The following is a 25,877-nucleotide window of genomic DNA, read 5'->3' on the forward strand; positions in this document are numbered from 1 at the left end:
AGCAGTACTTATTTTTGGCTGAATTGACTCTATAGATCTTTTTTCGATAAAGATGGAGGATATAAGGGAATGGAAAAAGAAGAACTTAAATATCTACTACTATATGAAGAGGTGAAAGGGAATGATTGGATCAATAGTTACGACGGTAAAAGGACATCTTCAAGGCACTATGGAAAACGATATATGCGTATGGCGTGGAGTCAGGTATGCGAAAGCTCCGATTGATGGTCTGCGTTTCCGCTCACCGGAACCAGTTGATAAGTGGAGCGGCGTCATGGATGCAGTGGATTTTGGTCCCATTCCCCCGCAGCCGATGGATCGGGCGGTAAGAACAGGAATGGCTGGAAATGAAAAAATGGATGAGGATTGTTTGTTCCTGAATATTTGGTCACCTAGAGCTGATGATAAAAAACGCCCGGTCATGGTCTGGATTCCTGGAGGAGCATATATAACGGGAGCTGGATCCATTGATATGTACAATGGACATTTACTGGCTAAAAATGGGGATGTAGTCGTAGTGAGCATCAACTATAGGCTGGGGGCACTGGGATATCTGGATTTTACCGAGTATGGGGAAATATTTGAAACCAATTTAGGTTTACGTGATCAAGTTGCGTCTCTTAAATGGGTTAAAGAGAATATAGAAGCGTTTGGAGGCGACCCTGATAATGTTACGATATTTGGTGAATCAGCGGGAGGCAATGCGGTTACGACTTTACTTACTGTTCCATCAGCGAGAGTTCTTTTTAAACAGGCCATTGCCGAAAGTCCCGCTCCGACATCTGTTTATGGAAAAGGATTTGCGCGCCAATTCAGTGAAAGGTTTCTTGAGATATTGGGCATTGGAAAGAATGAAATCCATCGCTTAAAAACACATCCAGTTCAAGAGATTGTCGCGGCCTCCTACCAACTCTTACGGGAAAACTCACAAGCCATGCCAGGCTCACTATCATTTGGACCTGTCGTAGATGGTGACTTCCTGCCCGATTATCCACTAGATTCGGTTCGATCCGGAAAAGCAAAGGGAATATCCTTGCTTATAGGAACAAATAAGGACGAAGCGACATTATTCGACCAGATGGATCCCCCATTAATTCCAACTAATGCGGCAATGATTCATAAAATGTTCGAAAATACAGATCCAGAGGCGAAAGCCCGAATTACGAATGCTTATATAAACTACCCAGAAAAGAAAGCTGTGCTTGGCATTGGCCGTGATGCGACTTTCCATATTCCCTCCGTTTGGTATGCGGAGGCATACAGCCGCTTTGAAAAAACTTGGATGTACCGTTTTGATTATAAAACGGCGGCAATGCGCATAAGTAAATTAGGGGCAACGCATGGTATGGAAATCCCTTTTGCCTTCCAGACTTTCGACTCGGCATTTGGAAAACGGATTACTTCATATGGTTCAAGGTCAGCTGCACTAAAGGTTTCCCATAGAATGCAGGAACATTGGGTCAACTTTGCGAAATATGGAAACCCCAATCCCCCGGAAGGTGAAATTTGGCCGAAATATGATGAAACCAACCACTACACCATGATTTTTGATAAAAAGGATTATATTGAAAAAGATCCTGACAGAATGATAAGGTTGGCATGGGAAGGGGTAGGGATTTACAAGTGAAAAAAAGTGGATGGGAAGAAAGCGGGGAGAGCATGGATATTAATAATTTCATGTCGACGAAAGATTATGCGAAAGCTTTGGATAAGGAAGATCCATTAGTTTCTTACAGAGAGGAGTTCTATTTGAACCAAGGGATGATTTATATGGATGGCAACTCATTGGGACTTTTATCGAAGCGGGCTGAGAAAAGTTTAATGAAGTCATTGGAAGATTGGAAAAGGTATGGAATAGACGGCTGGACGGAAGGGGCCGAGCCCTGGTTTTACTTTTCTGAGAGATTGGGTGAATTGAGTGCCCCATTGGTGGGGGCTTTAGAGGATGAAGTGATAATGGGAGGATCTACTACAGCTAATCTGCACCAGCTTGCGGCCACTTTTTTTGAACCGAGAGCTGGCAGGAATAAGATCCTTGCGGATGAACTAACATTTCCGAGTGATATCTATGCACTTCAAAGCCAACTCCAATTGCATGGGCTTGATCCCTCGGAACATTTAGTTCAGGTAAAAAGCCGAGATGGCAGATTCCTCGAAGAAGATGACATCATTGCAATGATGACCGGGGAAATCGCGTTGATTGTCCTTCCGACGGTTTTATATCGCAGCGGTCAGATCCTTGATATGGAGAGGTTAACGATGGAAGCGCATGCGCGTGGAATCATGATAGGTTTCGATGCCTGTCATTCCGTGGGTGCTGTTCCGCATTGGTTTGACAACTGGGAAGTGGATTTCGCGTTTTGGTGTAATTATAAGCATTTGAATGGCGGGCCAGGTTGTGTAGCGGGGTTATATGTGAACCGTAAACATTTTGCAAGGCAGCCCGGGTTGGCTGGATGGTTCGGCTCTAGGAAAGATAAGCAGTTCGATATGGAACATACCTTTACCCAGGCAAATACGGTTGGTGCCTTCCAGATTGGAACTCCCCATATATTAAGCATGGCCCCCCTTTTAGGCTCGCTTGAAATGTTTGCGGAAGCGGGGATAGAACAAGTCCGGAAGAAATCCTTGAGGCTGACCCAATATCTTATGGATGTAATACAATCGGAGTTAACGGGATATGGATTTGAAATCGGGAGCCCAATTCATGAAGCAAAAAGGGGCGGACATATCATCCTTGAACATCCAGAAGCTGCAAGAATATGTAAAGCATTGAAACAAGAGGCCATCATCCCCGATTATCGTGAACCGAATATGATTCGCTTAGCACCAGTTGCCCTTTACACCTCTTTCCAGGAAGTCTATGAAACGGTACAGGTACTTAAAAAGATCATGGACGGCAGATTATATGAAAACTATGAAAATAAAAGGGGAATCATTGCCTAGAATGGGAGCAACATATGGAGAAAAATAAGCTGCATCGTGAATTATCATCGAGTCAAATCACAATGATTGCCATGGGGTGTGCGATTGGCACCGGATTATTTTTGGGGAGCGGCCTTGCAATTTCTACGGCAGGTCCAAGTGTACTCATCAGCTATGCAATTGGTGCATTCATTGTCCTTCTGCTGATGGGCTGTTTGGCGGAAATGACTGTAGCCCATCCAACTTCGGGATCTTTTGGAACCATTGCTGAAAAATATATAAGTCCATTTGCGGGTTTTGTTGTGAGATATTCATATTGGATAGCGAATGTCCTTGCCATAGGTGTCGAAGTGAGTGCCATCGCTGTTTATATGAAATATTGGTTCCCGGATGTACCTGGGAGCGTTTGGATCTTCCTTTTTGCTGCACTGCTAATCTATGTAAATGCGACGAGTGTCAATACATTCGGGAATTTTGAATATGTATTTTCCATGATCAAAATCAGTGCCATTGTCATTTTCATACTACTGGGCGCCTACGTGGTGATTGGCGCCGAACCTTCAAGCGGGATTGGTGTAGAGAACTTTGCCAAAGATGGCGGTTTTATGCCTTTCGGTTTTTGGGGGCTCTGGGTCGCCATATTCATTTCTCTCTTCAGCTTTTTAGGAACTGAGTTGATTGCCGTGACGGCGGGGGAAGCAAAGGATCCGGATATTGCCGTCCCTAAAGCATTGAAGGCGACTGTCTTCAGGCTTGCCACTTTTTATGTACTGACAATCGGGATCATGTTAATGATTGTTCCCTGGCAATCGGCCGGTATTGATAAAAGCCCATTTGTTAGGGTAATGGAAATCCTGAATGTTCCCGGGGCATCGGGGATCATGAATTTCATTATTTTAACCGCTGCAATATCTGCAATGAACAGTCAATTATATGCCTCCACCAGAATGATATTTTCATTATCCGAGCAGAAGCAGGCTCCAGCCCTATTTCAAAAAGTGAGCAATAAAGGAGTCCCGGTAAGAGCCCTTCTCATATCCACTTTGGGCATATTTCTTGCTGCAGGAGTAAAGGTCCTGCTTCCTGATACTTCATATGCATTCATGATGGGCATATCGATGTTTGGAGCCATTTTTACCTGGTTCATGGTGTTCATTTCCCACTTGTTTTTCAGAAAAAGGTGGGAGAAATCAGGGCGCAAATTACCGGTTAAAATGTATGGATTTCCATATCTAACGATTCTTGGTGCATTTCTTTTGTTTGCTTTGACGGTATCCACCTGGTTCACTGGCCCGTTTAAAATTGTACTCCAGTTCGGTGTACCATGGCTGATCTTTCTTTGCATCGTATACGTATTGATGTCGAAAATCAAAAGAATGTAAAGGGAAAGAGGGATAGTATGGATAAGGGTCCAAGAGATGAACACCGTTTGGAAGAAAGTATGGTAATTGATTTTGAAAAAGATATGTCCTATGGGGACTACCTTCATTTAAACCAAATATTATCAAGTCAGCATCGGCTTTCCGGTCATCACGATGAAATGTTGTTCATCATCATTCACCAAACAAGTGAATTATGGATGAAATTGGTCCTCCATGAATTGACTGCAGCAACAGCCCTTATTGAGGCAGGACGATTGGAGCCTTCCTTTAAGATGCTATCCCGAGTGGCCAGGATCCAGCAGCAACTTGTTCAATCCTGGAATGTGCTTTCGACCTTGACGCCATCCGATTATATGGAATTCCGGGAGAAACTAGGAAACTCTTCAGGGTTTCAATCATTTCAGAACAGGTTGATAGAATTTGCAATGGGTCAAAAGAATTCACAAATATTGGCCGTTTTCCGTCATAAAACAGAGCTTTATGAGTCGATGATGGCAGCCTTGAATAAACCTAGTATTTATGATGCGGCCATAGGGGCTTTGGCTGCAAGAGGGCTTCCCATTGATCAATCTGTCCGAAACAGGGATTGGTCTGTAATTTATCAGGAAAATGCAAGTGTTGAAAACGCGTGGCTGACAGTTTACCATGATGTGCATAAATACTGGGATTTGTATGAGTTGGCCGAAAAGCTCGTTGATATTGGAAGTCAACAACAATTCTGGAGATTCAATCATATGAGCACCGTTGAACGGATCATCGGTAATAAAAAGGGAACTGGCGGATCGTCCGGTGTAAGTTATCTGAAGAAAGTGGTCGAACAGCCATTTTTTCCTGAGCTTTGGACATTAAGGACCAAACTGTAAGCTTGGACTTGCGGGAGAAATACATGAATCAACGGTTAGATATTATCAGTGCCGAATGAAAATACAGCATATTGGCCAGGAGATACGCAATAATCATATCGGCTGAAATCATTAATGGCTGAAGGGGCAACTGTCAATGTAGGGAAATCCGGATGAGTGGACATTAGGAACTCAAATTGATGCCCCCTTTCATTTTGATGGAAATGGGAAGAAATCATATTTATATATTGGCACTGCTACTGTAGTAAAGGTGGATGCAGCTGAAAGTATTGGCATTAAAGATTTTGAAGGTATCGAATTGACAGGGGACTGGCGGTTGTTGCTGGCAACAGGTCAATGGAAGGACTTCAGCCGTTTGCCTGAATGGATTTCACCGGTTGAACCATATTTAGCCCCCTTCCTTGCAAATAAAGGAAGGGTTGGGCTCGATTTGCCTTCCGTTGACTGTCTCGTCAGCAAAAAGTTGCCTGCCCGCAATAAATTGTAAGGATGTGGGATTCATATCCTCGAAGGGCTGGTCCTTGACGGTCTGGAGCCTGGACTGTACGATTTGTCTGCATTGCCGCTTGCATTAGAAGCAGGGGACGGATGTCCGGTCAGGCCGTGTGAAAAAGAAAGGCAGATGGGGGGAGATAAGGATGGGCAAAATTGGAGTTTATGGATCTTCCTTCGATCCGGTCACGAATGTGCATTTATGGACAGCATCGACCATTGCGCATCGTGCTAAGCTAGACAAGGTGATTTTTTTGCCTTGTGCAAATGGCCGTATCGATAAACAGATGAAAACGAGCAATGAACATCGTTGGGAAATGCTAAATTTGGCAATAGGAGGCAACCCGCTATTCGAAGTTAGTGATTATGAAATCAATGAACGCGCCGGAACGAGTAAACAATATACTTGGTATACGATGGAATATTTTAAATCCCGATTTCCAAAGGACGAAGTTTATTTCATAATGGGTGCAGATTTACTTGAAGATATTGATAATCAAGATTTACCGGTACACTTACGATGGAAATTCAGGGAGAAATTGATTGCCAATCATAAATTCATCGTCATGGCAAGGGATGGGATCGATATGCTGAAAATCATATCCAAAAGTCCATTGCTAAGAAATTATGATGATGGCAATACATTTCACCTTATAGATAAAGGTCTTTCCATGGAAATCAGTTCTACATATATAAGGGATGAATTCGCGATGGGCGGGGAACCAAGATATTTACTGCCTGATCAGTGTTATCAGTATATCGTGGATAATAAGCTGTATCATAAAGCATCTAATCCATAAGTGCTCGCCAGGTATTAAAGGGCTCGTTCTCAGGAACGAGCCCTTTTCGTTTGGGAAGTTCTTTAACTTTCTATAAATTTAAATAAAAGGACATGTAATACCTAGTTGACAACTATGTAAACTTTGTTTTATGGTAAGGATATACAAAAATCAGAATATTTGCTGATCAGAGAACTGAAGGCATACTATCTCCTGAATTAATGAATGAATGGAAATAGCATGCCTTTTTTGTTGTATAAAAAGGGGGAAGCTCATGAAAAAGTTGATGTTATTGACAAGTTTGATTTTATCCTTCGGTGTACTTGCTGGATGCAACTCGGAAAAAACGGAAGGGGAAGGGACATCAAAGTCAGTCGAGCTTTTGAATGTTTCATATGATCCGACACGGGAATTGTACCAGGAATTCAATGAAGCGTTCGTGAAGCATTGGAAAGAAGAATCCGGTCAAGATGTAACGATTCAACAATCACATGGCGGATCGGGTAAACAGGGCAGGGCCGTTATTGATGGATTGGAAGCGGATGTCGTTACATTGGCATTGGCTTATGATATTGATGCCATTTATGAAGCTAGTAACCTATTAGCGAAGGATTGGCAAAAACGTTTACCGGAAAACTCGACACCATACACATCAACGATTGTGTTTTTGGTGAAAAAAGATAACCCTAAAGGCATTAAAGATTGGGATGATCTTATTAAAAAGGATGTATCCGTCATAACACCAAATCCGAAGACAAGCGGAGGGGCAAGGTGGAATTATCTGGCTGCCTGGGCTTATGCGGAGAAGAATTTCGATAATGACGAAACAAAAGTGAAGGATTTCATGAAAAAACTTTATCAGAATGTTGAAGTCCTGGATTCAGGGGCCCGCGGTGCAACCACCACTTTTGTAGAAAGGGGAATTGGTGACGTACTTATCGCTTGGGAGAACGAAGCCTATTTAACACTGGAAGAATTCGGTGATGACAAATATGAAATCGTTAATCCTTCAATCAGTATATTAGCAGAGCCACCAGTAGCTGTTGTTGATGAAGTCGTTGACAAAAAAGGAACAAAGGAAGTGGCTGAAGCTTACCTGAAATACCTATATACGGTTACCGGTCAGGAAATTGCCGCGAAAAACTTCTATCGTCCAAGGGATGAGAAGGTTCTAGCTGAATACGAAGACCAATTTGCAAAAATCGATATGGTGACTGTTGAAGATACGTTTGGCGGTTGGAAAAAGGCCCAGGAAACACATTTTAATGATGGCGGTACATTTGACGAGATTTATCAACAGTAATAAGCATGAAGAGGGAGAGGGCTTTATCACCTTCTCCTTCATAAATCGGAAAAAGAGCTGAGGCGAAGCTATGAATATAGTGACAGAAGGTAAACAGACGAAAAAGAGGACCATACCCGGTTTTGGCTTGACGATGGGTTTTACGTTGCTGTATCTCTCCATCATCGTTTTGATCCCGTTATCCATGGTTTTTCTAAACACATTTTCAATGGGGCTTCACGACTTTTGGGCGACCATCACTGAGCCGAGGGTTGTTGCTTCGTATAAATTGAGTTTCATGACAGCGTTAACTGCGGCCTTTGTGAACGCAGTTTTTGGTGTGTTAATTGCCTGGGTGCTCACTCGTTATGAGTTTCCCGGCAAACGGATCATCGATGGACTGGTGGATTTGCCTTTTGCCCTCCCGACTGCCGTGGCAGGAATTACTTTGACCACCTTGTACTCACCGAACGGATGGATCGGGCAATTTTTCGGGTTTAAAATCGCTTTCACTCCTGCCGGGATCATCATCGCCCTAATATTCATCGGTCTTCCATTCGTGGTGCGGATGGTCCAACCGGTGCTTGAAAATATCGAAAAAGGGATGGAAGAAGCTTCTGCTTCTTTAGGGGCGAACCGAATGCAGACATTCATTAAAATTATTTTCCCTGAATTGATTCCAGCGATATTGACGGGTTTTGCACTTTCGTTTGCGAGGGCACTTGGAGAGTATGGTTCCGTTGTCTTCATTGCCGGAAATATGCCGTTCAAAACGGAGATTTCCCCGCTGATCATCATGACAAAGCTTGAACAATATGATTATGAAGGGGCAACAGCTGTTGCTGCCGTCATGCTCATGATTACATTTATAATTTTGTTCACCATCAATATCTTGCAATGGTGGACCGGCAAAAGATATTCAGGGAAGTAGGAGGGGATAGGATGGAACATGGTAATTCAGTTGTTGCTAAAACGAAGCACCCAGTCAGCATTACGAGAAACGCAACAAAAGAGCCTAAATCGATACAATGGGTCCTTATCTCCATTGTTTTGCTATTTTTGACTTTATTTTTAGTTGTCCCATTAATCGCAATCTTTGTAAAAGCTTTTGAAAAAGGTGCAGAAGCTTATTTTGCGGCCATTGCCCATCCTGATTCCTTGGCTGCGATTAAGTTAACATTGATTGTTGTCCTCATCACCTTGCCACTTAATGCCATATTCGGGGTTGTGGCTGCGTGGACCATAACAAAATATGATTTCAAGGGAAAAAACTTCTTAATAACACTGATAGATTTGCCTTTTTCCGTATCACCCGTCATTGCCGGGCTGATATTCGTCCTTCTGTTTGGCTTACATGGAACATTTGGTCCACTGCTGCAATCCTTTGACATTAAAGTGATTTTTTCAATACCAGGGATTGTCATCGCCTCCATTTTCATCACCTTCCCATTCATTGCACGCGAATTGATCCCGCTCATGCAAAGTCAGGGGACGTCTGAAGAAGAGGCCTCACTCACGCTGGGTGCTGGAGGGTTTAAGACATTTTGGTATGTGACGCTTCCCAATATAAAATGGGGACTACTATATGGAGTCATCCTTTGCAATGCAAGGACAATCGGGGAGTTTGGAGCTGTATCGGTCGTATCGGGCCATATACGTGGCATGACAAACACGATGCCGCTTCATATTGAAATCTTATACAATGAATATCAATTTTCGGCTGCTTTTGCCGTTGCATCCCTGATGTCCATCTTTGCAATCATGACCTTGATCATTAAAAGTTTCATTGAATGGAAAACGGACTTTAAATCGACCAAAGCGAGTTAGGAGGAATGAAATGAGTATCATCATTGAAAATGTTACAAAATATTACGGGTCCTATCAAGCACTTCAAAACATCAATTTGGAGATAAAGAGCGGTGAACTCGTAGCCCTCCTCGGCCCTTCCGGATCGGGAAAAACGTCATTACTGCGTATCATCGCCGGTCTTGAACAAGCAGAAAACGGGAAGATCCTCTTCAATGAAGAGAATTATACGCATAAACATGTAAAAGATCGAAATGTGGGTTTCGTCTTTCAGCATTATGCCCTTTTTCGTAATATGACGATTTTTGATAATATCGCCTATGGATTAAAGGTCCGCCCTAGAAAAATAAGGCCCAGTAAAAACGTTATTGGACAAAAGGTCACCGAATTGCTTCAGCTTGTCAAGTTGGAAGGATATAAAGATCGTTATCCATCCCAATTATCAGGCGGCCAGCGCCAGCGTGTCGCATTGGCAAGGGCACTTGCGGTTGAACCGAATATCCTTTTGCTTGATGAACCATTCGGGGCATTGGATGCCAAGGTTCGCAAAGAACTTCGGCGTTGGCTAAGAAGACTTCACGATGAATTCAATGTTACAAGTGTGTTCGTGACGCATGATCAAGAAGAGGCGATGGATGTTGCCGATCGGGTCGTAATCATGAATGAAGGGAAAATTGAACAGATTGGAACTCCGGAAGAAGTATATGATCACCCTGAAAATCCCTTTGTTTATGATTTTCTCGGCAGTGTCAATCTATTGAAGGGCAACGTCCATAAAGGGAAATTGGTAACTGGGAATGTGGAAATGAATGCACCGGACATTGAAGATGGAATGGGCACTGGTTATGTAAGGAATCATAACTTCATCATAGAAAGAGAACCATCGGAAAGGGACTCGATTGCATCCATCATTGACCATATCCATACAATTGGCCCCATCGTCCGGATTGAAGTCATTCGTCAGGATACAAACGAACCGCTGGAAATCGAACTGACGAAAGATCAATATTTGAATCTAGGAATAAGCAAAGGGGAAAGGGTATATGTCCGCCCGAAAGAATTGAGAGTTTTTGTCGACTTTATGGCTGGGATTTAAGAATGGGTCGAATATTGACGGAAAAACCGCTTAGAGCGGTTTTTTTGTTTTTTTAATGGTGCTGACAGCAGGATTTTCCTGTACGAAAGGTAAATATTCTTCAAATTGTTGCAAAAGGGCTTCCGTGCATTAGGGAATGGTGAGTTTTTACCCGTCAATAGTCTATGGTCACATGGAGCTAAACACTAGATAAAAAGTCTTGCATCAAAATAAGAAGAATGTTATGTAAGATATTGGATGTTTTATCACGAGAAAAAGTCGAATTTTTATGGTTAATGTTAAAATTGAAATATAATTGTAATATTGTTATTACGCATTTGACAAAATCTGATGATATACTACGACTTAGATGAAAACATAGTAGAGTTTAATAAATGTATTTAATATAATCACAACCTTGAAGATTACATAAAGAGTAAAAAAAATAGAGAAGAGTTCCCAGCAATTTATTTTGACTAATCATTTTTCATAGAGAAAAAGAAGTGGGTCGATGGAAATGCAAGGGGAGGAAAGCAGGGGAAATGAGTTTGAAGAAAAAACTTATCGTATTGAACACGACAATTATGCTTGGCTTAGGAAGCGCTTTTGCCATACCATCTGTAAAAGCTGAATCCATCTCGGATATTCAATCACAACGCACAGGAATACAATCAGATATTTCAGAGGCAGAACAAGTTATTCAGGAATTGAAAAAAGAACAAACGAAGATGAATGCCCAAATTGCCCAGATAGAATCGGCAATGAAAGAAAATGACCAAAAAATCAAAGATACTAAACAAGAAATTAAAGACACCGAAAAAGACATAGATTCTTTAAAGAAAGAAATTAAAGCTTTGGAAGAAAGAATCGCAAAACGCGAGGAAGTCTTGAAAGAGCGCGCGCGTTCTTTCCAAGAGAGCGGCGGGGATGTTGAGTACCTAGAAGTTGTTTTAGGTTCTAAAAGCTTTGGTGAATTCGTTAATCGTGTTGGAGCGGTAGCCACTATCGTGGAAGCTGACCAACAGATTCTTAGCGAACAGGAAGCGGATAAAGCTGACTTAGAAAAAAAACAAGCGACTGTTGAGAAAAAATTGCAAAGCCTAAAGGATATGGAAGTAGAGCTTAAAGGCATGCAATCTCAAATTAAAGATCAAAAAGCTGAAACTGTCAATATGAAGGCTAAGATTGAAGAGAAAGAATCGGAAACAGAGGCCGTAAAACAAGCTTTAGAGAATAAAGATGCCGGTTTAGAAGCACAAATTGCCTCCATTCGTGAAAATATCAAAAAAGAGGAAGAGCGTAAAGCATCAGAAAAAGCAGATCTTGACCGTGCTGCTGATGAAGTTAATTCTTCAAATGCTTCTAGTGAAGGATCATCAAGTTCTTCTAGTAAAGAATCATCAAGTTCTTCTAAAGCTGAATCGTCAGCATCTAGTTCGTCTAAAGGTGAATCATCATCAAATTCATCTGAAAACAGTTCTTCTGATAAACCTGCAGCAGCTAGTAAGCCTGCAGCCAGTAAAACTGAAACATCAAGCAAGCCTAGCAGTGCAAATACAGGCTCTGCAATTACAGCAGGTTATAAATATATCGGTAACTCCACATATAAATTTGGTGGCGGAAGAACGGCATCCGATATCGCTAATGGTCTTTTCGATTGTTCAGGATTCGTTGCATGGGCTTATAAACAAGCTGGTGTGAACCTTCCAGCCAGTACGGATGCATTGAAAAGTGCAGGACGTCAAGTATCTAGTAGTCAAAAACAACCTGGAGATTTAGTGTTCTTCAATACCTACAAAACTGATGGGCATGTCGGTATTTATGTCGGCGGCGGCAAATTTATCGGTTCCCAAAGTTCAACAGGTGTTGCGATCGCCAATATGGCAAGCGGATATTGGGCAGATAAATTCAACGGCCGTGTCGTTCGTGTAAACTAATCGTTCTTTAAGTAAGCAGGGGGAAAAATGCCCCTGCTTATTTTTTTTTTGAAAAAAATCGAAAAAAAAATGAAACTTATTTTGAAATTAAACGTAAATACTATAAGATTAAACAAGGATAGGTGATGTGGACTTTCAGTAATCTGGGTATAGATATAATGAAACAACATTCCATACTATTAAACGGAGGCAAAAAACATGATGAAAAAATTTATGGCTGCATTACTTACGATTACACTAGCATTCTCGCCAGTCGGCACTTATGTATTCCAAGACCATACGGAGTCAGTCGATGCAAGGGGTTACAAGTCTGGAAAAAGAAGCTTTAACAGCAACAACAATAATAATTCGAATTTCCAAAATAAACAAACGAAGAAATCCGATGCTACTACTGCCAATAAAGCCAAGACTGGAAACACATTCGCAAAAGGCGGCTTAATGAAAGGACTTATGCTAGGTGGACTGGCAGGTTTGCTTTTTGGTAGCCTATTCGCTAATATGGGAGCCCTCGGTTCTATACTTGGTCTATTAATCAACGTGTTAGCGGTCGTTGTATTGATCGTTGTAATCCGTAAAATATTCACCTATTTCAAAGATAAGAAGAAGAAAGAGGATACAAACCCATGGAGAGGCTAAAGATTTCCGAACAAGATATCATCAATGCGGTTTGTGTTTACATTGCCCGTAAAAAGCAGGTACAACCTAATGAGGTAGAAGTGGAGTTAATGTATGATGATGATTATGGCTTTTCGGCGGAAGCGTTCGTCGATGGCCGGAAACAAGTGTTAATTACCATCAACTTGATAGAAGCGCTTCGCTTATGGCTGGATGAATATATGAATAAAGATCCATACTCGGGTATTGAACTTGTTTTGGATGATGAAGAAGGCATAGTGGCTTTAGTAAGTGAAAGTAATAGATAAGTAAAAAAGGATGCCGTAAACGGCATCCTTTTTATTTTTAATATGGCACAAGTCGATTCTTTGGGAGGAAAAGGATAAAAGAGATAGAAAAGTAGTGAAGCGAACTAAGCAAAATCCAGATTACCAACACTTATTTCAGACTCTGAAATATATATTTTCCATTTGTTGCAAAAAATGGTCCGTGGAAGTAGGATGGATATATGTTCAAGTCAAAGGAGGAGAAAAAGTGAAAGGTTATATTGAAGATATCACTTTTTTAAATGAAAAGGCCATAAAGTTCGGCAATGAAAAAGTTGAAGCGATACTTGCGCCATCTTTAGGAAGCAATCTGCTTTCGTTGAAGTACAAGCATAAGGATATTGAGTTGCTGCGCACTCCGGAAAGTGTGGAAGAGTATAATAAAGCCCCCGTTTTGTATGGAATGCCAATCCTGTTTCCTCCTAATCGAATTGAAGATGGTCAATTTACATATAAGGGGACTGAGTATAAGTTTCCAATCAATGAAATGAAAAAATCCAATCATATTCATGGTTTTTTGCATGACAAGCCGTGGCAGGTCTGCAAAAAGGAAGTGAACGGGAAAGCGATCGTCATTCATACTGAATTTTCAAGCAGCGATTTTGATCTAAAAGGTAGCTTTCCGCAAGATATCACTGTGAATATGTCTTTCTCTTTAAAGGCAGAAATATTGGAAATACAATTGGAAATCACCAACAAGGGCATTGAACCCTTTCCGTGGGGAGCAGGTTATCACACTGTATTCAATTTTCCATTTGGACCAGGGAGTAACTTGGAGGATTGCAGAATATCTCTTCCTGTCAATAAACATTGGGAATTGAATGAAAGGTCATTGCCCACTGGTGCAATTCATGAAACGGCCAATACATTGGAAATCCAAAACGGTATTAGCTTGGATGGCAGGCTATTTGATGACCTATTTGGCTATGATGAGGAAAGAGCGCTGGAAAACGAGTGCATACTCACTGACCAAGAAGCTGGCGTACAGGTCATCTATCATGGCGATCAACATTTTAAGTTTTGGGTATTGTTCAACCAGGAAGGTTTCGTCTGTCCTGAACCATATACATGGGTAACGAATGCCCCTAATTTGGATTTGTCTGCAAAAATGACTGGATTGAGGGAGTTATGCTCAGGGGAAACGGTTCAGCTGAAAACTAGATTGATTATGAAAGATATATAAAAAAACACCTTGGCACTTATGGATGCCAAGGTGTTTAAGGTTATGCTTTTTTTCTCATCCATAGTGGGTATAGGACGATTCCGAATACATATAAGGCTATGCCAAGTATGAATGTATTCATATCAGCCGTACCGGTCTTGATGACCCAGATCGAGTAAATTAACGCCAAGATGGTGATGATGCCATCGCGTACCCTTGAGCCTTTCATGATGTCATAGGTTTCCCCCGTCATGACTAATTTCAATTGATACAGAACCGAAGCAAGATACGGGATCAAGTAAGCGAGTGTAGCGACGATCATCGAGAATTTATAAGCTTCCAAGATCGTACCCGAAATAGTGGAGAATAAGAATATCTGTGTCATGATATTTGTTATTGTCATAGAACGGACGGGTGTGCCATTTTTGTTCGCTTTTGCAAAATAGGCAGGAAACAGATCCGATTTTGCTGCCTGGTATGGAACCTCTGATGCAACGACAATCCATCCGATTGTAGATCCCAATAAGGAAATGACGGCAAGAGCAGCCATTAAATACGTGCCGCTTGAACCAACTACTGCTTGAAGTGCGTCAACAAGCGGTTTTTGTGATATTTTCAAATCGTCTTGTGATATGGCACCCATCGTCAATAAAGTAATGCCGATATAAATGGCAACAGCGATAAGTAAACCAAGAATCGTCGCTTTCTTTACATCATTTTGTGACTTGGCCCGGTTTGAAAGCATGACGGCAGCTTCAATACCGATGAAGGCCCATAATGTTGATATTGCAGCAGCATTCACTTGATCACCTAAAGAGATAGCAGATCCCGCCTTATCATAAAATTCAGCTCCGTTCCCTAGATTGGAAGTATCGAAGATGAATATTGTGATAATGATGAAAAATAAGAATCCAAGCACTTTGGTCACCGTAGCAAAAAGATTCATTTTCCCAGCACTGTTAAAACTTCTTACCAAGATTGCCTGAATCCCCCACAGGGCAACGGAACATACCGCAAACGTTAATGCTTTACCCAGTTCAAGCTGAAAAGAACCCGCTGTATAAATCACTTTCGCACTATGCATCACCGGGAAAAACGTTGATAGGTAACCAGCAAATGAAATGATGACAGAAGCTGTCGCTGCCCAATTCGCAGCCCAATAGCCCCAAGCCATGCTATACCCAGAAACCCTTCCTTTAGAAGGGGATTTAAATAATGATTGAGCATAACTTTGCGGTCCAGCCTTCAAATCCGGTTTCCGGACTGCCAGGTTCCCAAACACCAAAGCTATTAGAAAAACTCCCAGTCCAGTAACGATCCATGCCAATGTGGCCCCTAATGGACTGGATACCTGTGCTAATTGAGCAGGGAGCATGAAAATTCCGCCGCCGACCATATTCCCAATTACGAATGTGGTCAAAATCAATAAACCCCATTTTTTATTTACCATTTATATCGAACCTTTCTTAAATACAGTGTGTGTTTATACCGACAACTTATACTAAAATAGTATATCTCAAATAGTTTAGTTTGGTAAAGTGGTAAATAAGTAAAATATAAAACGCAGACTAATCAGAAAATTATAATTTATATTGACAAAACGAAGGAATTGGATTATATTAGTAAATACCAAGTTAGTTGGTAAGAATAATGCGGTTTTTGTTTTGAATCGTATTTTTCTATAATGTATGCAACTCCCGAATATTGCCGATTAGTCAACTAAAGGCACCCTTACATCTAATTCTGTTAGATGGCGGGTGCCTTTTATTTTTTATAGTGAGGGGAGGGGAATGTGGAGTTCCTATTAACTGGTTATTCTTATATGGAAAGTAATGATGAGGATATGATAGGTAAACCAAGTTCCTCAAGAAAACATGGAAAGCGGGAAGCATACGTTTGCTTTTCGTGCGAACGCTTTAAACATTTGGCATGCAACGAAGCTTTATTACCAGTAGTAAAGGGGAGATATTATGGAAAAGAAAGAAGAATTGAAAATCAGGCATATCATTTCAAGCTTGGAAGATTTGCAATATGGATCCGTGATAATAACCATACATGATGGTGAAATCACACAGGTGGATACAACCGAGAAGAAACGATTCCCATTAGTGAAGGGAAGGGCAATTAAATCTAGATGAATAATAGTTATTAACGGAGCTTTCGATATGAAGGCTCTTTTTTATGCAAAAAATTATTCAATTGGAATTTAGAAGAAGATTGTACTGCTTTTAACATGGTAGAATAAGTTAGGGAATAAGGGTGTTTTTTATAGAGGTTTAAATGATATCTAAGGAGGAACGGGGAATAGATGACCTTACAAACTATAGAACATGATATCTTGGCATTAATTGAATCATTTAAAGGGAAAATCGCATATAAAATTGAAAATGGTCATGGGGACATGATTGGATACCACGAGAATGAATCTTTTCAATCAGCGAGTCTTATCAAAATACCGATGATCATCGAAGGTTATCGTCAAAGTGAACAAAAGAAAATCTATTTGAATCAACCAGTGACCATCCCGCCTAATGAAGTGACAGGAGGATCTGGAGTCCTGCATGTCCTATCGAATAAGGTATTTTTAACTGTAGAGGATTTATTGACATTGATGATAACTGTTTCTGACAATACATCCACGAATATGATGATGAACCTGCTGGGATTTGAGGAAATTAATCAATGCATCAAGGAACTCGGGTTGAAAAATACTGTCCTTGAACGAAAAATGCAGGATTTTAAGGCATTAAAAGAAGGGCGCGACAATACCATATCGGCGGAAGATACGATTACCTGCTTGAAAGCGATACATACAGGAAACTTTTTAACGAAAGAAAGCCAGGAAAAAATATTGCGTGTATTTGACAATCAGCAACTAAGGGATAAACTTCCATCACTGATGGGCAAAGGGGTCAAGGTCGCCAGCAAAACGGGCGGAATTCGTGGAGTTTCCCATGATTGTGCAATCATTCGTTCAGAAACACAAACTGTTTATGCTGCAGTTCTTACTGAAGGTATGAAATCAGAGGAAGAAAGCCGTCAAGTAATCAGTAAAATTGGAAAATTGATATATGATGATATGGTCGCAGAATAAAAATGTCGTTTGAATATTTTTGGAAGAGCGGGAAGTCTTTTATGATTTCGCGCTCTTCGATCTTGGCCATAGAGGAGCCGGTGGGGAATAATGTTAAATGAAAGGAAAATGAAGCGGGGGAAAACCTTGAAAAGGGCGATGAAGTTAGTGGTAATGAGTGTTGTTATATTACTGGGGTATTTTGGTTTTTTACACATGAAAATTCAAGAAAGCATTCACCAGCAAGTTCCGGAAAATGCCGATTACCTCATTATTCTTGGAGCAAGGGTCAAAGGTTCGGTTCCATCATTATCCTTACAATACCGGATTGATAAAGCTGCAGAATATTTAACGGCCAATAAACATACAGTTGTCATTGTATCTGGCGGCAAAGGACCGGGGGAAGACATTTCGGAAGCGAAAGCAATGCAGCAGGGGCTGATCGCCCAGGGAATTGAAGAAGCGCGCATCATGATGGAAGACAAATCTACAACAACTCACGAAAATATTGTATTCTCAAAAGAACTCATTCCTGATACAGCAGCTTCAGGATTGATCGTAAGCAATGACTTTCATATCTACCGGGCAGTTGAAATAGCAAGAAAAGAAGGCTTGGACATGAAGGGAATGCCGGCAAAAACACCCAAAGTGTCACTGGTGAAATCATATTCCCGTGAATATCTTGCCATTACCAAATACTATTTGACAGAGTTGATTGGGAGATAACATCCAGTGGCTATAGATGGGGAGGTTGCTTTCTTTATTCAACTTCCACGACAACATTAGGAACTTCCCAAAAATCTTTCTCTTGATATAGTTCCTTAAGTGTCTTAAAAACGGGAAAACCCGTATAGGAAATCTCGACTTGTTCATCAGCATCCACTTCTACTACATCTATATCATCAACAAAACCAAGTTGATCATTGCTTTCCATTAAATAAAATCCGAGTGCCTCATACCCGCTATAGGCTACAATAACCTTACTGTCAAAACCGCTATTGGATACCTTGTAATATTTCATTGATTGACCTCCTTGTTGATCATACTTGGTACTGTTTCTTATTACTCTGATATACCCATTAATTGATATCTGAATCATTAAATTGGATAAGTAAAGAAAATGGGAAGGCAAAAAGAATGTGAACCCTGTCTTTAAAATATCACTGCATAATTTGCTATCTTCATCAATTCATGTTAATCTAATAAAGAATTGTTTTTGATTGTGGAAGAGGATAGTGATTATTTTCCAAATGATTAAAAATAGTAATACAATGTGTGTTATGCACTAGGAGGCAACAACAATGGAACAAGGTACAGTTAAATGGTTTAATGCAGAAAAAGGTTTTGGATTTATCGAACGTGAAAACGGAGACGACGTATTCGTACATTTCTCAGCTATCCAAAGCGAAGGCTTCAAATCTTTAGACGAAGGTCAAAAAGTAACTTTCGACGTTGAGCAAGGTGCTCGTGGAGCTCAAGCTGCTAACGTTCAAAAAGCTTAATTTTCAAATTAAATCGTAACCGATATGAACAGACTTCCTCGATGGGAGTCTGTATTTTATTGTGCTAAAAAATCAAAGCGAAAAAAATCCCACTCTGAAATGAGTAGGGTTTTAGTGACTTGTCATTAAGCTTTTTTTAATTCTTCTTCAAAGAAAAAAGTAGTTGGATGTTCTTTGACAGTATAAGAATATCTCTTCATATTCTTTACATATGCCCATTTATTAATGGTTACTGATTCATTAGTATCCTGAATGGTTACTGTTTCACCAGTATTATACTTATTGCTTCTCAATTTAGCCACCCTCTTTATTAATAGTATAACATATTTGCGAATGAAAGATGTGTTCAAGATATTCCAATGATATATTGGGGTTAAAAAATCAGGCTATGTATACGGAACTAGCCCAATTATTTTGGCTGGACCAAGCTAAAAGCCTGATGGTGATTTTAACAGTGCATAAAAAACAGCCACATGTTGCTAAGGAATCACGTGGCTATAATCAGTAAGTTATCAAGAATGTCAGTTATTTAAAACGCCCAGTTCCCATTACGGAAGACAGGTTCGTCGAACGGTTTAAGAATGATGAATTTGTGTTTTTACATGAGAATGAGGTTAATAAAGAAAATGGTTGTAGTAGAAAATGCAGAGAAGGAAGAAGAAAATCTCCTTAAACCAAGAGTGAATAAATTGAAATCTAAATTTGGCGGTCAAACCAAAAATACAGAACCAACTAGAAGCGATTACGTTTATGATGAAGATTATTATGCTTTGTATTTTGACAGGTTATATGCCAGACGAATCAAGGAACTTCAATAATTTTATGGACATAACTTTCAAAAATGGTTACCTCTCGTCAACAGGCAAAAAATTATGTATTGGAACTTATCAACTTTGAAGAGAAAACACTTGATGAACTTATTGATATATACCATTTTCTTTGTGATAAGGAAACAAAAGAACTTTCCAAGAAAATTAGGTGATTATGTCTACCGTCTTCATATCGCCTTAATAGGCTTATTCAGTTGGTTACAGTGTAATAAATGTCTAAGATAAACTTATTCATTTATTACACTGTAATTTTTTATGTCAAAGATAAAAGATGATTTTAATAATATAGATAATCGTTATTTTCATATTTTTCTCAATTTTTGGTAAAAATAGATTACTTATACACTTAAAGATAGTTATAAAATGTATATGTAACCATTTTTAAAAAAAGAGGAGTGAATTTTATGAGAAGACTTATGAGGAATAGCGTATTATTAAGCACCATTCTTGTTTTTCTGATTCCAGTTAGTGCAAATGCCTATAATACATTTAAAGGGCATAAAATGTCTTCAGGAATTGGAAACTATGGTAAAAGTACAAAGTTTTATTGGGTGGATTCATCTGCAAGTACTTACTCTACAAAAATAGCAAATTCATTTGACAGGTGGATATATTCTTCCAAATATGCAGGAATATTAACCCCAATATCTTATAGAAAGACAACAACTAAGAGTGCTAGTACTATTGATTTTTATCGTGTCAACTCTCTTTCTGGAACAAATGTTATTGGGCGAACTACATTTTTTGTTAACCAAAAAAAAGTTCTTCCTCAAAATCAAAACTGGTATTGGTCAGAAATTAAATTATCAAAAAGCCTAATGACTTCTATACCTAAACTTCAACAAGTAACGATTAGTCATGAAATCGGACATGCTTTTGGTTTGGCTCATACGGATAATCAATTAATGGATTCAAATGTAGATGATGCTTATAGGCTAGGAATTCAATATCCTAGAAAAGATGAATACAATGGTATCAATTACCTTTATTAAATAGTGGAGGAGAAGAAAAATGAATAAGATCAAATTTCTATTTTTTTGTTTGTTATCATTTTTCGCTTTAACAGCGTGTAGTAGTACTAATGATGAATCTCAAAATAAGGAACAAGACAATTTGGCAATAATGACTGAAGACGTTAAGTCAAGTGATTCTACCAAAGAAGGTGTTGTTACAGATAATGAAAATATTTCTAGGGATAATGTAACAGTCGTAGAATCTGAACTTGCCTTTGCTTTTAATTATGAGGAAGTTGAACGGTTAATAGAAGATTCAGAGTTAGCTGTTGAAGGAATAGTCGTGTCTACTGAAAACTATGTGTATATCGATAAAGATACTGGACAAGGTGAACCATTTACAAAACTATCCTTTAAAATTAATAAAGTTTTAAATGGGGATTCAAGATTAGAAGGAAAAGAGATAACAGTATTAGAGATGGGCGGATATATTACTGCTGAACAAAGTGGAATGGGAGATAAATTTCCAGATTTAACAGAAGAGGAATTAAATGAAACCTTTTTTGTAATACCTGATGGACATAAGCCATCTATAAAAGGTGATGAAATGGTTGCCTTTTTAACTAGTGAGACAGAGGGATTTGAAACTGGATTTGATTTCTATACATTTATTGGAGTATACCAATCAAAATTTGAATACAATGAAAATAGTGAAGAATATGTAAGACCATCTGAGGATTTCGAAGAATTGATAGAAGGTGCAGAAACAAAAAAGGAAAGAAGTATTATTGAAGAAGAGGAACAAATAGAAGAAAGTATTAATACTGAGGTAACTAAATTAGTAGAAGAAGCGGAATAAACATAATATTGCTTATAGAGAAATTACTTGATGAACAATGGCTCCATACCAATCCTAGAATGGGGCATTTTAGAGTACAAAAAATTGAACCTTTAATAATCCAAAGATTTATTTATGATTTGGTAGAGGAAACTGCTTTAAGTTCTAATACGATTAAGAAAATTATTGATATGTTGAAGGTTGTTTTTAGAAAGGCTGTTAGTTTAAAGTTAGTAAATGAAAATCCAGTTTTAAATGTGACGTTGCCAAAGCGAAACAATCTTGAAATGACCGCTTGGGATACTGAACAGGTTGAATATTTCATACAAGAGTCAAAGAAGCACCGAAACTTGATAATTTGTTTTATAAGGAAATGTGACCAATTCTGTGACCACTCAAGGTTTTAGACCTTCAAAACCCCTACGCCCTAATTAAAACGTCCAATCCCATTACGGAAAACAGGTTCTGAAGTGCCGTCCTGTTTGATGCCGTCGATGTTGTCTGGAAACGTTGATATATAAGGGTTTTGTAATTTTTAAATGAAAGGATAAAAATGGATAAGTGTAAGAAAAACTAATTTTCTGTGACCACTGCGTGACCAGAAATAGTCCAGTTATAATCAGCCTAAACAGTAAATATTGTTCCCTTACAATAAGCCTCTCCCAAACTTAGAGAGAGGCTTATTCGTATTCCTTATTAATTTGGAATACAAATAAATAGTAATGAATAATTGTGCTTCTTGATCGGGCGGTGCTTTTCACCAAAACCATGGTCTCATTTTTATATTCAATGATTAGCACTTCCACTCCCACACTCGAACTGCTATTTGTAATGATAATGGTATTATAGTTTTGTTCTCTTGTGGTTGAAACTCCGTTGCCCGCTCCTTACATTCAAAAATGGAACATCAAAATCCTTTTGCATTTAAGAAAGGTTTTTGATACGTAAAGGGAACAGGAACCTACGGAATGTAGGCGTTAGCCGTACAGACTGTGGTTATCGGGCCATTTAATGCCGAAGCGACAAGTACAGAATGACAGAAAGATGTTCTGCCTTTCTGATCAGTCTGTAGTGCTGCCGCCCAAATTATTTTTTATCCCTAAACGATTATATAAAAGCTAAACGCAAACCTAACTGAAAGTGAAAACATACCTTTTACCAGTCAAAAACACCTGTTTTTTAAATAATTTAAACTGAGAAACGCTCTACAACGAAATTAACTACCTTTAGACTTATAATTACCTATTCGATTCAAATAAATAGGGTCATACATTCCATAACGTCCGGAAAATGGGGATTTCAAACGTTAAGAAGGTTTCAACCCAAAAAAAGATCAATCTCCTGTAGAAATCGACCTTTTTTCTAATAACTATACAAAAATATTAGTTTCTTGGATCTACATAATCTGGATAATCCGTAATAATTGCGTCAACTCCCATATCTAATAGGAAATCTGCTGCCTCTTGACTACGTACTGTCCATGATCCAATTTTCATATCAAGAGAGTGAACTTGATTCACTAATTCTTTAGTAACAATTCCATAGCTTGGATTAAAATAGTCAGCATATGTTGAAAATTCCTGTAAGGCTTGTTCTGTTGTGTCAGCTCTTGAAGATGTTAACACACCGATTGGAACTTTAGGAACGAGATCATTCATTTTTTCCATTGATTCATGGTTAAATGATTGGAGAATGATTTTTTCATTTTGTGGTTTATCAAGATTTCGTTCTTTTAATTCTTCAGCTACACTTTCTTCCATCCCAGGATATAGCTCTGGAGCCTTTAATTCTATTAATATTCCAATTTTCCCGTGGTAACGATCAAGAATCTCATCAAATGTTGGGATTTGTTCACCAGCAAATTGCTCACCTTTCCAGCTGCCTGCATCAAGGCTTCTTAGTTCTTCAAACGTGAAATCACCAACCTTTCCAGATCCATCCGTTGTTCGATCAACTGTCGTATCATGGATAAGTACTAATTCTCCATCCTTGCTTCTTTGAACATCAATTTCAATATAATCTGCCTTCATTTTTACTGCTTTATCATAAGCAGCAATCGTATTTTCAGGTGCATATGCCGATGCACCACGATGGGCAACATTATCAACCTTTCTTAAGTCTCCCATTGTTATTGTTTCTGATGCAAAAGCTTGACTTAGTGGACTGAATAACAACGTAAACGCTACCCCGGCACCTGCTAGTAATTTTTTGTTCATTTTCTCCATCTCCAATCTAAAATATGTATACAGCTATAATTATAGAAAAGAAATGTTGAAGCAATATGTTTATAATGTATTGATTTTATATGTCTAATATCCTTTTTAATCAATTGTAGATTTACGGTTTAGATTCCCTATCAAGTATACTGTGAAATTAGGATTTCTTAATGTCTCATAAGACGTGTGAGAGCGGGGGTGTCAGACACCGATTGATAGTTAGGATTTAAAGACTTATGACTCATTTACAAACTATTCAGTTAAATACATAATTAGGTATATTATGGATAAGGTGGGATTACATGTATAGAAAATCACTAACAGTACTATTAGCTGCGGGTATGGTTCTATCAACTGGTACAGTATTTGCACAAACAAACGGGGCAACAAGTGCCCAGTCTGACACAGCTTTTGATAACAAAGTTATCAAAAAAATTAGTGCGGACAATATGTATAATACGATTGCCTATCTATCAGAGCAACCGAGGGCTGCTGGTACAGAAGGGGAGCTCCGTGCAGTCAAATACATAGAAAGTCAGTTTAAGAGTCTTGGTTTTGAAACAAAGGTACAGCCTTTTCCCATCTATGATACGGTGCAAAATGTAAAAGTGAAAATTGGTGACAGTGATTTAGGAGGAACACCGCGTGCCATTAGCGGCAGCATCAGCGGGAAGGTAACGGCCGAACTTGTTAATGTTGGAAAAGCAAAGCCAGAGGAAGTTGGAGAAAATGTATCTGGGAAAATTGCACTAGTTGAACGTGGTGACATTACCTTTGTTGAAAAGGTTCAGAATGTCCTGAATAAAGGAGCGGTTGGCGTTTTAATGTACAACAACTCACCATCAGGAAATAATTTTGGACAAGTATCAGCGGGGCAAAACATACCTGCTGTAGCCATTACCCAAGCCCAAGGGTTAGAGTTGGTCGAACAGCTTAAAACTAAACAAATTACGTCCACTCTGGAAGTGGGAAAAGCTGAAAGAATCGAAAAGACATCCTACAATGTCATCGCTTCCCTAAAACCAAAAGCTAATAAGGATAATGGTCAAATCGTGACTGTTGGAGCCCATCATGATTCTGTCCCGGGCGGCCCTGGTGCAAACGATGATGCTTCGGGTGTATCAGCTGTGCTGGAACTGGCAAGGATCCTGGCCAAAACGCCAATTGACACTGAAATTCGCTTCCTCACGTTCGGCTCTGAGGAAAGAGGGCTCGTTGGATCATCTTTCTATGCAGATTCCCTTCCCAAAGAGGATGTAGACCGCATGGTGGCTCACTTCCAAATGGATATGATAGGCGGACGTGATGCTGGCGAGGATAATCCTGCAGGTGGTTTGATTATGTATACCATTGATGGAATGAAAAACCTTGTGACGGACCTGGGTTCCTCAGCAGGGGCCAGAACGATGGATGTTCCGATTCCTTATGGACAGCTGGGCAGGAGTGACCACCAACCATTCCATGAGCTTGGCATTCCATCCGCCTTGTTTATCCATTCCCCTGTAGAGCCTTGGTATCACCAGCCTACAGATACACTGGATAAGATATCGAAAGAAAAATTGCAGCAAGCAGCTGAAATTGTCGGTGCCAGTGTGTATCAAATTGCCCGTCCGGAAACGCCGGCATTAACAAATGCACGTGTAGCTCCTGGCACGGTAGACTATGATTTTGATGACCGTCCGGTAGATTAAATACTTCATTGTACAGAATTACGAGATTAATAATGGATCTTGGAGATAATCAGGAGGGCAGCTGTGTAGTTTACAGATGCTCTCTTCTTTTTATCGGCCAGTGCCTCGTGCTTAATTTTTTCACTATTAC

The 25,877-nt window shown here is 39.6% G+C and carries 27 protein-coding genes; 23 read left to right on the forward strand and 4 right to left on the reverse strand.

The window, feature by feature from the left end:
• Positions 1–121 precede the first annotated feature (121 nt).
• The 14 genes from QNH43_RS06570 to QNH43_RS06635 all read left to right on the forward strand — a co-directional run bounded on the left by QNH43_RS06570 (position 122) and on the right by QNH43_RS06635 (position 14,665).
• Positions 122–1,627: a carboxylesterase/lipase family protein gene (locus QNH43_RS06570; RefSeq protein ID WP_283917227.1), complete on the forward strand. Its 1,506-nt coding sequence runs from the start codon at positions 122–124 to the stop codon at positions 1,625–1,627.
• 32 nt (positions 1,628–1,659) lie between these two features.
• Entirely contained in the window at positions 1,660–2,946 is a 1,287-nt protein-coding gene (kynU, locus tag QNH43_RS06575; protein ID WP_283918300.1) for a kynureninase, read from the forward strand.
• Between the two features lie 14 nt (positions 2,947–2,960).
• Positions 2,961–4,307, forward strand: a complete 1,347-nt coding sequence (locus QNH43_RS06580; protein WP_283917228.1) for an amino acid permease — start codon at positions 2,961–2,963, stop codon at positions 4,305–4,307.
• A gap of 17 nt (positions 4,308–4,324) precedes the next feature.
• Positions 4,325–5,170 (forward strand): tryptophan 2,3-dioxygenase, encoded by an 846-nt coding sequence (kynA, locus tag QNH43_RS06585; protein ID WP_283917229.1) that lies wholly within the window; start codon positions 4,325–4,327, stop codon positions 5,168–5,170.
• A gap of 316 nt (positions 5,171–5,486) precedes the next feature.
• Positions 5,487–5,657, forward strand: a complete 171-nt coding sequence (locus QNH43_RS06590; protein ID WP_283917230.1) for a hypothetical protein — start codon at positions 5,487–5,489, stop codon at positions 5,655–5,657.
• A 151-nt stretch (positions 5,658–5,808) separates the two neighbouring features.
• Positions 5,809–6,462: a nicotinate (nicotinamide) nucleotide adenylyltransferase gene (gene nadD / locus QNH43_RS06595; RefSeq protein WP_283917231.1), complete on the forward strand. Its 654-nt coding sequence runs from the start codon at positions 5,809–5,811 to the stop codon at positions 6,460–6,462.
• Positions 6,463–6,715: 253 nt separating this feature from the next.
• Positions 6,716–7,744, forward strand: coding sequence for a sulfate ABC transporter substrate-binding protein (locus QNH43_RS06600; RefSeq protein WP_283917232.1), 1,029 nt, complete (start codon positions 6,716–6,718; stop codon positions 7,742–7,744).
• A 70-nt stretch (positions 7,745–7,814) separates the two neighbouring features.
• A complete protein-coding gene (cysT, locus tag QNH43_RS06605; RefSeq protein ID WP_283917233.1) occupies positions 7,815–8,654 on the forward strand; it encodes a sulfate ABC transporter permease subunit CysT in 840 nt (279 codons plus the stop codon).
• Positions 8,655–8,665: 11 nt separating this feature from the next.
• On the forward strand, positions 8,666–9,550 hold the full coding sequence (gene cysW / locus QNH43_RS06610; protein ID WP_283917234.1) for a sulfate ABC transporter permease subunit CysW: 885 nt from the start codon (positions 8,666–8,668) through the stop codon (positions 9,548–9,550).
• Positions 9,551–9,560: 10 nt separating this feature from the next.
• Entirely contained in the window at positions 9,561–10,625 is a 1,065-nt protein-coding gene (locus tag QNH43_RS06615; protein ID WP_283917235.1) for a sulfate/molybdate ABC transporter ATP-binding protein, read from the forward strand.
• A gap of 521 nt (positions 10,626–11,146) precedes the next feature.
• Positions 11,147–12,541, forward strand: coding sequence for a C40 family peptidase (locus QNH43_RS06620; RefSeq protein ID WP_349654806.1), 1,395 nt, complete (start codon positions 11,147–11,149; stop codon positions 12,539–12,541).
• A 201-nt stretch (positions 12,542–12,742) separates the two neighbouring features.
• Complete coding sequence (locus tag QNH43_RS06625) at positions 12,743–13,177, forward strand: hypothetical protein (protein ID WP_283918301.1); 435 nt, start codon at positions 12,743–12,745, stop codon at positions 13,175–13,177.
• Positions 13,165–13,464, forward strand: a complete 300-nt coding sequence (locus QNH43_RS06630) for a YxcD family protein (protein WP_076366987.1) — start codon at positions 13,165–13,167, stop codon at positions 13,462–13,464. Before QNH43_RS06625 ends, QNH43_RS06630 begins: the two co-directional genes overlap by 13 nt.
• 226 nt (positions 13,465–13,690) lie before the next feature.
• Positions 13,691–14,665, forward strand: coding sequence for an aldose 1-epimerase (locus QNH43_RS06635; RefSeq protein WP_283917237.1), 975 nt, complete (start codon positions 13,691–13,693; stop codon positions 14,663–14,665).
• 40 nt (positions 14,666–14,705) lie between these two features.
• Here the strand turns inward: QNH43_RS06635 and QNH43_RS06640 are convergent, their stop codons facing one another.
• Complete coding sequence (locus tag QNH43_RS06640; RefSeq protein ID WP_283917238.1) at positions 14,706–16,094, reverse strand: amino acid permease; 1,389 nt, start codon at positions 16,092–16,094, stop codon at positions 14,706–14,708.
• Between the two features lie 520 nt (positions 16,095–16,614).
• Here QNH43_RS06640 and QNH43_RS06645 point away from each other — a divergent pair.
• The 3 genes from QNH43_RS06645 to QNH43_RS06655 all read left to right on the forward strand — a co-directional run bounded on the left by QNH43_RS06645 (position 16,615) and on the right by QNH43_RS06655 (position 18,443).
• Positions 16,615–16,782 carry a YezD family protein gene (locus QNH43_RS06645; protein ID WP_283917239.1) on the forward strand — a complete coding sequence of 56 codons (168 nt, stop codon included), beginning with the start codon at positions 16,615–16,617 and terminating at the stop codon, positions 16,780–16,782.
• A gap of 170 nt (positions 16,783–16,952) precedes the next feature.
• Entirely contained in the window at positions 16,953–17,738 is a 786-nt protein-coding gene (locus QNH43_RS06650; protein WP_283917240.1) for a serine hydrolase, read from the forward strand.
• A gap of 90 nt (positions 17,739–17,828) precedes the next feature.
• The gene (locus tag QNH43_RS06655) at positions 17,829–18,443 is read left to right on the forward strand and encodes a YdcF family protein (protein WP_283917241.1); all 615 of its coding nucleotides are present in this window, start codon (positions 17,829–17,831) and stop codon (positions 18,441–18,443) included.
• A gap of 34 nt (positions 18,444–18,477) precedes the next feature.
• Here QNH43_RS06655 and QNH43_RS06660 read toward each other — a convergent pair whose 3' ends face one another.
• Complete coding sequence (locus QNH43_RS06660) at positions 18,478–18,738, reverse strand: hypothetical protein (protein WP_076366977.1); 261 nt, start codon at positions 18,736–18,738, stop codon at positions 18,478–18,480.
• A gap of 280 nt (positions 18,739–19,018) precedes the next feature.
• Here QNH43_RS06660 and cspC point away from each other — a divergent pair, with 280 nt between their 5' ends.
• Positions 19,019–19,219 carry a cold shock protein CspC gene (gene cspC, locus QNH43_RS06665; protein WP_010331195.1) on the forward strand — a complete coding sequence of 67 codons (201 nt, stop codon included), beginning with the start codon at positions 19,019–19,021 and terminating at the stop codon, positions 19,217–19,219.
• Between the two features lie 125 nt (positions 19,220–19,344).
• Here the strand turns inward: cspC and QNH43_RS06670 are convergent, their stop codons facing one another.
• Positions 19,345–19,512 carry a hypothetical protein gene (locus QNH43_RS06670; RefSeq protein ID WP_179086028.1) on the reverse strand — a complete coding sequence of 56 codons (168 nt, stop codon included), beginning with the start codon at positions 19,510–19,512 and terminating at the stop codon, positions 19,345–19,347.
• 333 nt (positions 19,513–19,845) lie between these two features.
• On the opposite strand from QNH43_RS06670, the gene QNH43_RS06675 reads away from it, so the two are divergent.
• The 4 genes from QNH43_RS06675 to QNH43_RS27720 all read left to right on the forward strand — a co-directional run bounded on the left by QNH43_RS06675 (position 19,846) and on the right by QNH43_RS27720 (position 22,247).
• Positions 19,846–20,037: a hypothetical protein gene (locus QNH43_RS06675; RefSeq protein WP_283917242.1), complete on the forward strand. Its 192-nt coding sequence runs from the start codon at positions 19,846–19,848 to the stop codon at positions 20,035–20,037.
• Positions 20,038–20,453: 416 nt separating this feature from the next.
• Entirely contained in the window at positions 20,454–21,041 is a 588-nt protein-coding gene (locus QNH43_RS06680) for a matrixin family metalloprotease (protein WP_283917243.1), read from the forward strand.
• 19 nt (positions 21,042–21,060) lie between these two features.
• A complete protein-coding gene (locus QNH43_RS06685) occupies positions 21,061–21,861 on the forward strand; it encodes a hypothetical protein (RefSeq protein ID WP_283917244.1) in 801 nt (266 codons plus the stop codon).
• Positions 21,862–21,920: 59 nt separating this feature from the next.
• Positions 21,921–22,247: a phage integrase SAM-like domain-containing protein gene (locus QNH43_RS27720; protein WP_434060185.1), complete on the forward strand. Its 327-nt coding sequence runs from the start codon at positions 21,921–21,923 to the stop codon at positions 22,245–22,247.
• A gap of 975 nt (positions 22,248–23,222) precedes the next feature.
• Here QNH43_RS27720 and QNH43_RS06690 read toward each other — a convergent pair.
• On the reverse strand, positions 23,223–24,056 hold the full coding sequence (locus QNH43_RS06690; RefSeq protein ID WP_283917245.1) for a glycerophosphodiester phosphodiesterase: 834 nt from the start codon (positions 24,054–24,056) through the stop codon (positions 23,223–23,225).
• A gap of 302 nt (positions 24,057–24,358) precedes the next feature.
• Between QNH43_RS06690 and QNH43_RS06695 the strand changes: the two genes are divergently transcribed.
• Positions 24,359–25,747 (forward strand): M28 family peptidase, encoded by a 1,389-nt coding sequence (locus QNH43_RS06695; RefSeq protein WP_283917246.1) that lies wholly within the window; start codon positions 24,359–24,361, stop codon positions 25,745–25,747.
• The last annotated feature ends 130 nt before the right edge of the window (positions 25,748–25,877 follow it).

Origin of the sequence: Peribacillus simplex (genome assembly GCF_030123325.1) — a bacterium.
GTDB lineage: Bacteria > Bacillota > Bacilli > Bacillales > DSM-1321 > Peribacillus > Peribacillus simplex_D.

Coding starts and splice junctions, on each gene's coding strand:
- QNH43_RS06570 (WP_283917227.1), top strand. CDS start 122: ATGATTGGATCAATAGTTACGACGGTAAAAGGACATCTTCAAGGCACT.
- kynU (WP_283918300.1), top strand. CDS start 1,660: ATGGATATTAATAATTTCATGTCGACGAAAGATTATGCGAAAGCTTTG.
- QNH43_RS06580 (WP_283917228.1), top strand. CDS start 2,961: ATGGAGAAAAATAAGCTGCATCGTGAATTATCATCGAGTCAAATCACA.
- kynA (WP_283917229.1), top strand. CDS start 4,325: ATGGATAAGGGTCCAAGAGATGAACACCGTTTGGAAGAAAGTATGGTA.
- nadD (WP_283917231.1), top strand. CDS start 5,809: ATGGGCAAAATTGGAGTTTATGGATCTTCCTTCGATCCGGTCACGAAT.
- QNH43_RS06600 (WP_283917232.1), top strand. CDS start 6,716: ATGAAAAAGTTGATGTTATTGACAAGTTTGATTTTATCCTTCGGTGTA.
- cysT (WP_283917233.1), top strand. CDS start 7,815: ATGAATATAGTGACAGAAGGTAAACAGACGAAAAAGAGGACCATACCC.
- cysW (WP_283917234.1), top strand. CDS start 8,666: ATGGAACATGGTAATTCAGTTGTTGCTAAAACGAAGCACCCAGTCAGC.
- QNH43_RS06615 (WP_283917235.1), top strand. CDS start 9,561: ATGAGTATCATCATTGAAAATGTTACAAAATATTACGGGTCCTATCAA.
- QNH43_RS06620 (WP_349654806.1), top strand. CDS start 11,147: ATGAGTTTGAAGAAAAAACTTATCGTATTGAACACGACAATTATGCTT.
- QNH43_RS06625 (WP_283918301.1), top strand. CDS start 12,743: ATGAAAAAATTTATGGCTGCATTACTTACGATTACACTAGCATTCTCG.
- QNH43_RS06630 (WP_076366987.1), top strand. CDS start 13,165: ATGGAGAGGCTAAAGATTTCCGAACAAGATATCATCAATGCGGTTTGT.
- QNH43_RS06640 (WP_283917238.1), bottom strand. CDS start 16,094: ATGGTAAATAAAAAATGGGGTTTATTGATTTTGACCACATTCGTAATT.
- QNH43_RS06645 (WP_283917239.1), top strand. CDS start 16,615: ATGGAAAAGAAAGAAGAATTGAAAATCAGGCATATCATTTCAAGCTTG.
- QNH43_RS06650 (WP_283917240.1), top strand. CDS start 16,953: ATGACCTTACAAACTATAGAACATGATATCTTGGCATTAATTGAATCA.
- QNH43_RS06655 (WP_283917241.1), top strand. CDS start 17,829: ATGTTAAATGAAAGGAAAATGAAGCGGGGGAAAACCTTGAAAAGGGCG.
- QNH43_RS06660 (WP_076366977.1), bottom strand. CDS start 18,738: ATGAAATATTACAAGGTATCCAATAGCGGTTTTGACAGTAAGGTTATT.
- cspC (WP_010331195.1), top strand. CDS start 19,019: ATGGAACAAGGTACAGTTAAATGGTTTAATGCAGAAAAAGGTTTTGGA.
- QNH43_RS06675 (WP_283917242.1), top strand. CDS start 19,846: ATGGTTGTAGTAGAAAATGCAGAGAAGGAAGAAGAAAATCTCCTTAAA.
- QNH43_RS06680 (WP_283917243.1), top strand. CDS start 20,454: ATGAGAAGACTTATGAGGAATAGCGTATTATTAAGCACCATTCTTGTT.
- QNH43_RS06685 (WP_283917244.1), top strand. CDS start 21,061: ATGAATAAGATCAAATTTCTATTTTTTTGTTTGTTATCATTTTTCGCT.
- QNH43_RS27720 (WP_434060185.1), top strand. CDS start 21,921: ATGGGGCATTTTAGAGTACAAAAAATTGAACCTTTAATAATCCAAAGA.
- QNH43_RS06690 (WP_283917245.1), bottom strand. CDS start 24,056: ATGAACAAAAAATTACTAGCAGGTGCCGGGGTAGCGTTTACGTTGTTA.
- QNH43_RS06695 (WP_283917246.1), top strand. CDS start 24,359: ATGTATAGAAAATCACTAACAGTACTATTAGCTGCGGGTATGGTTCTA.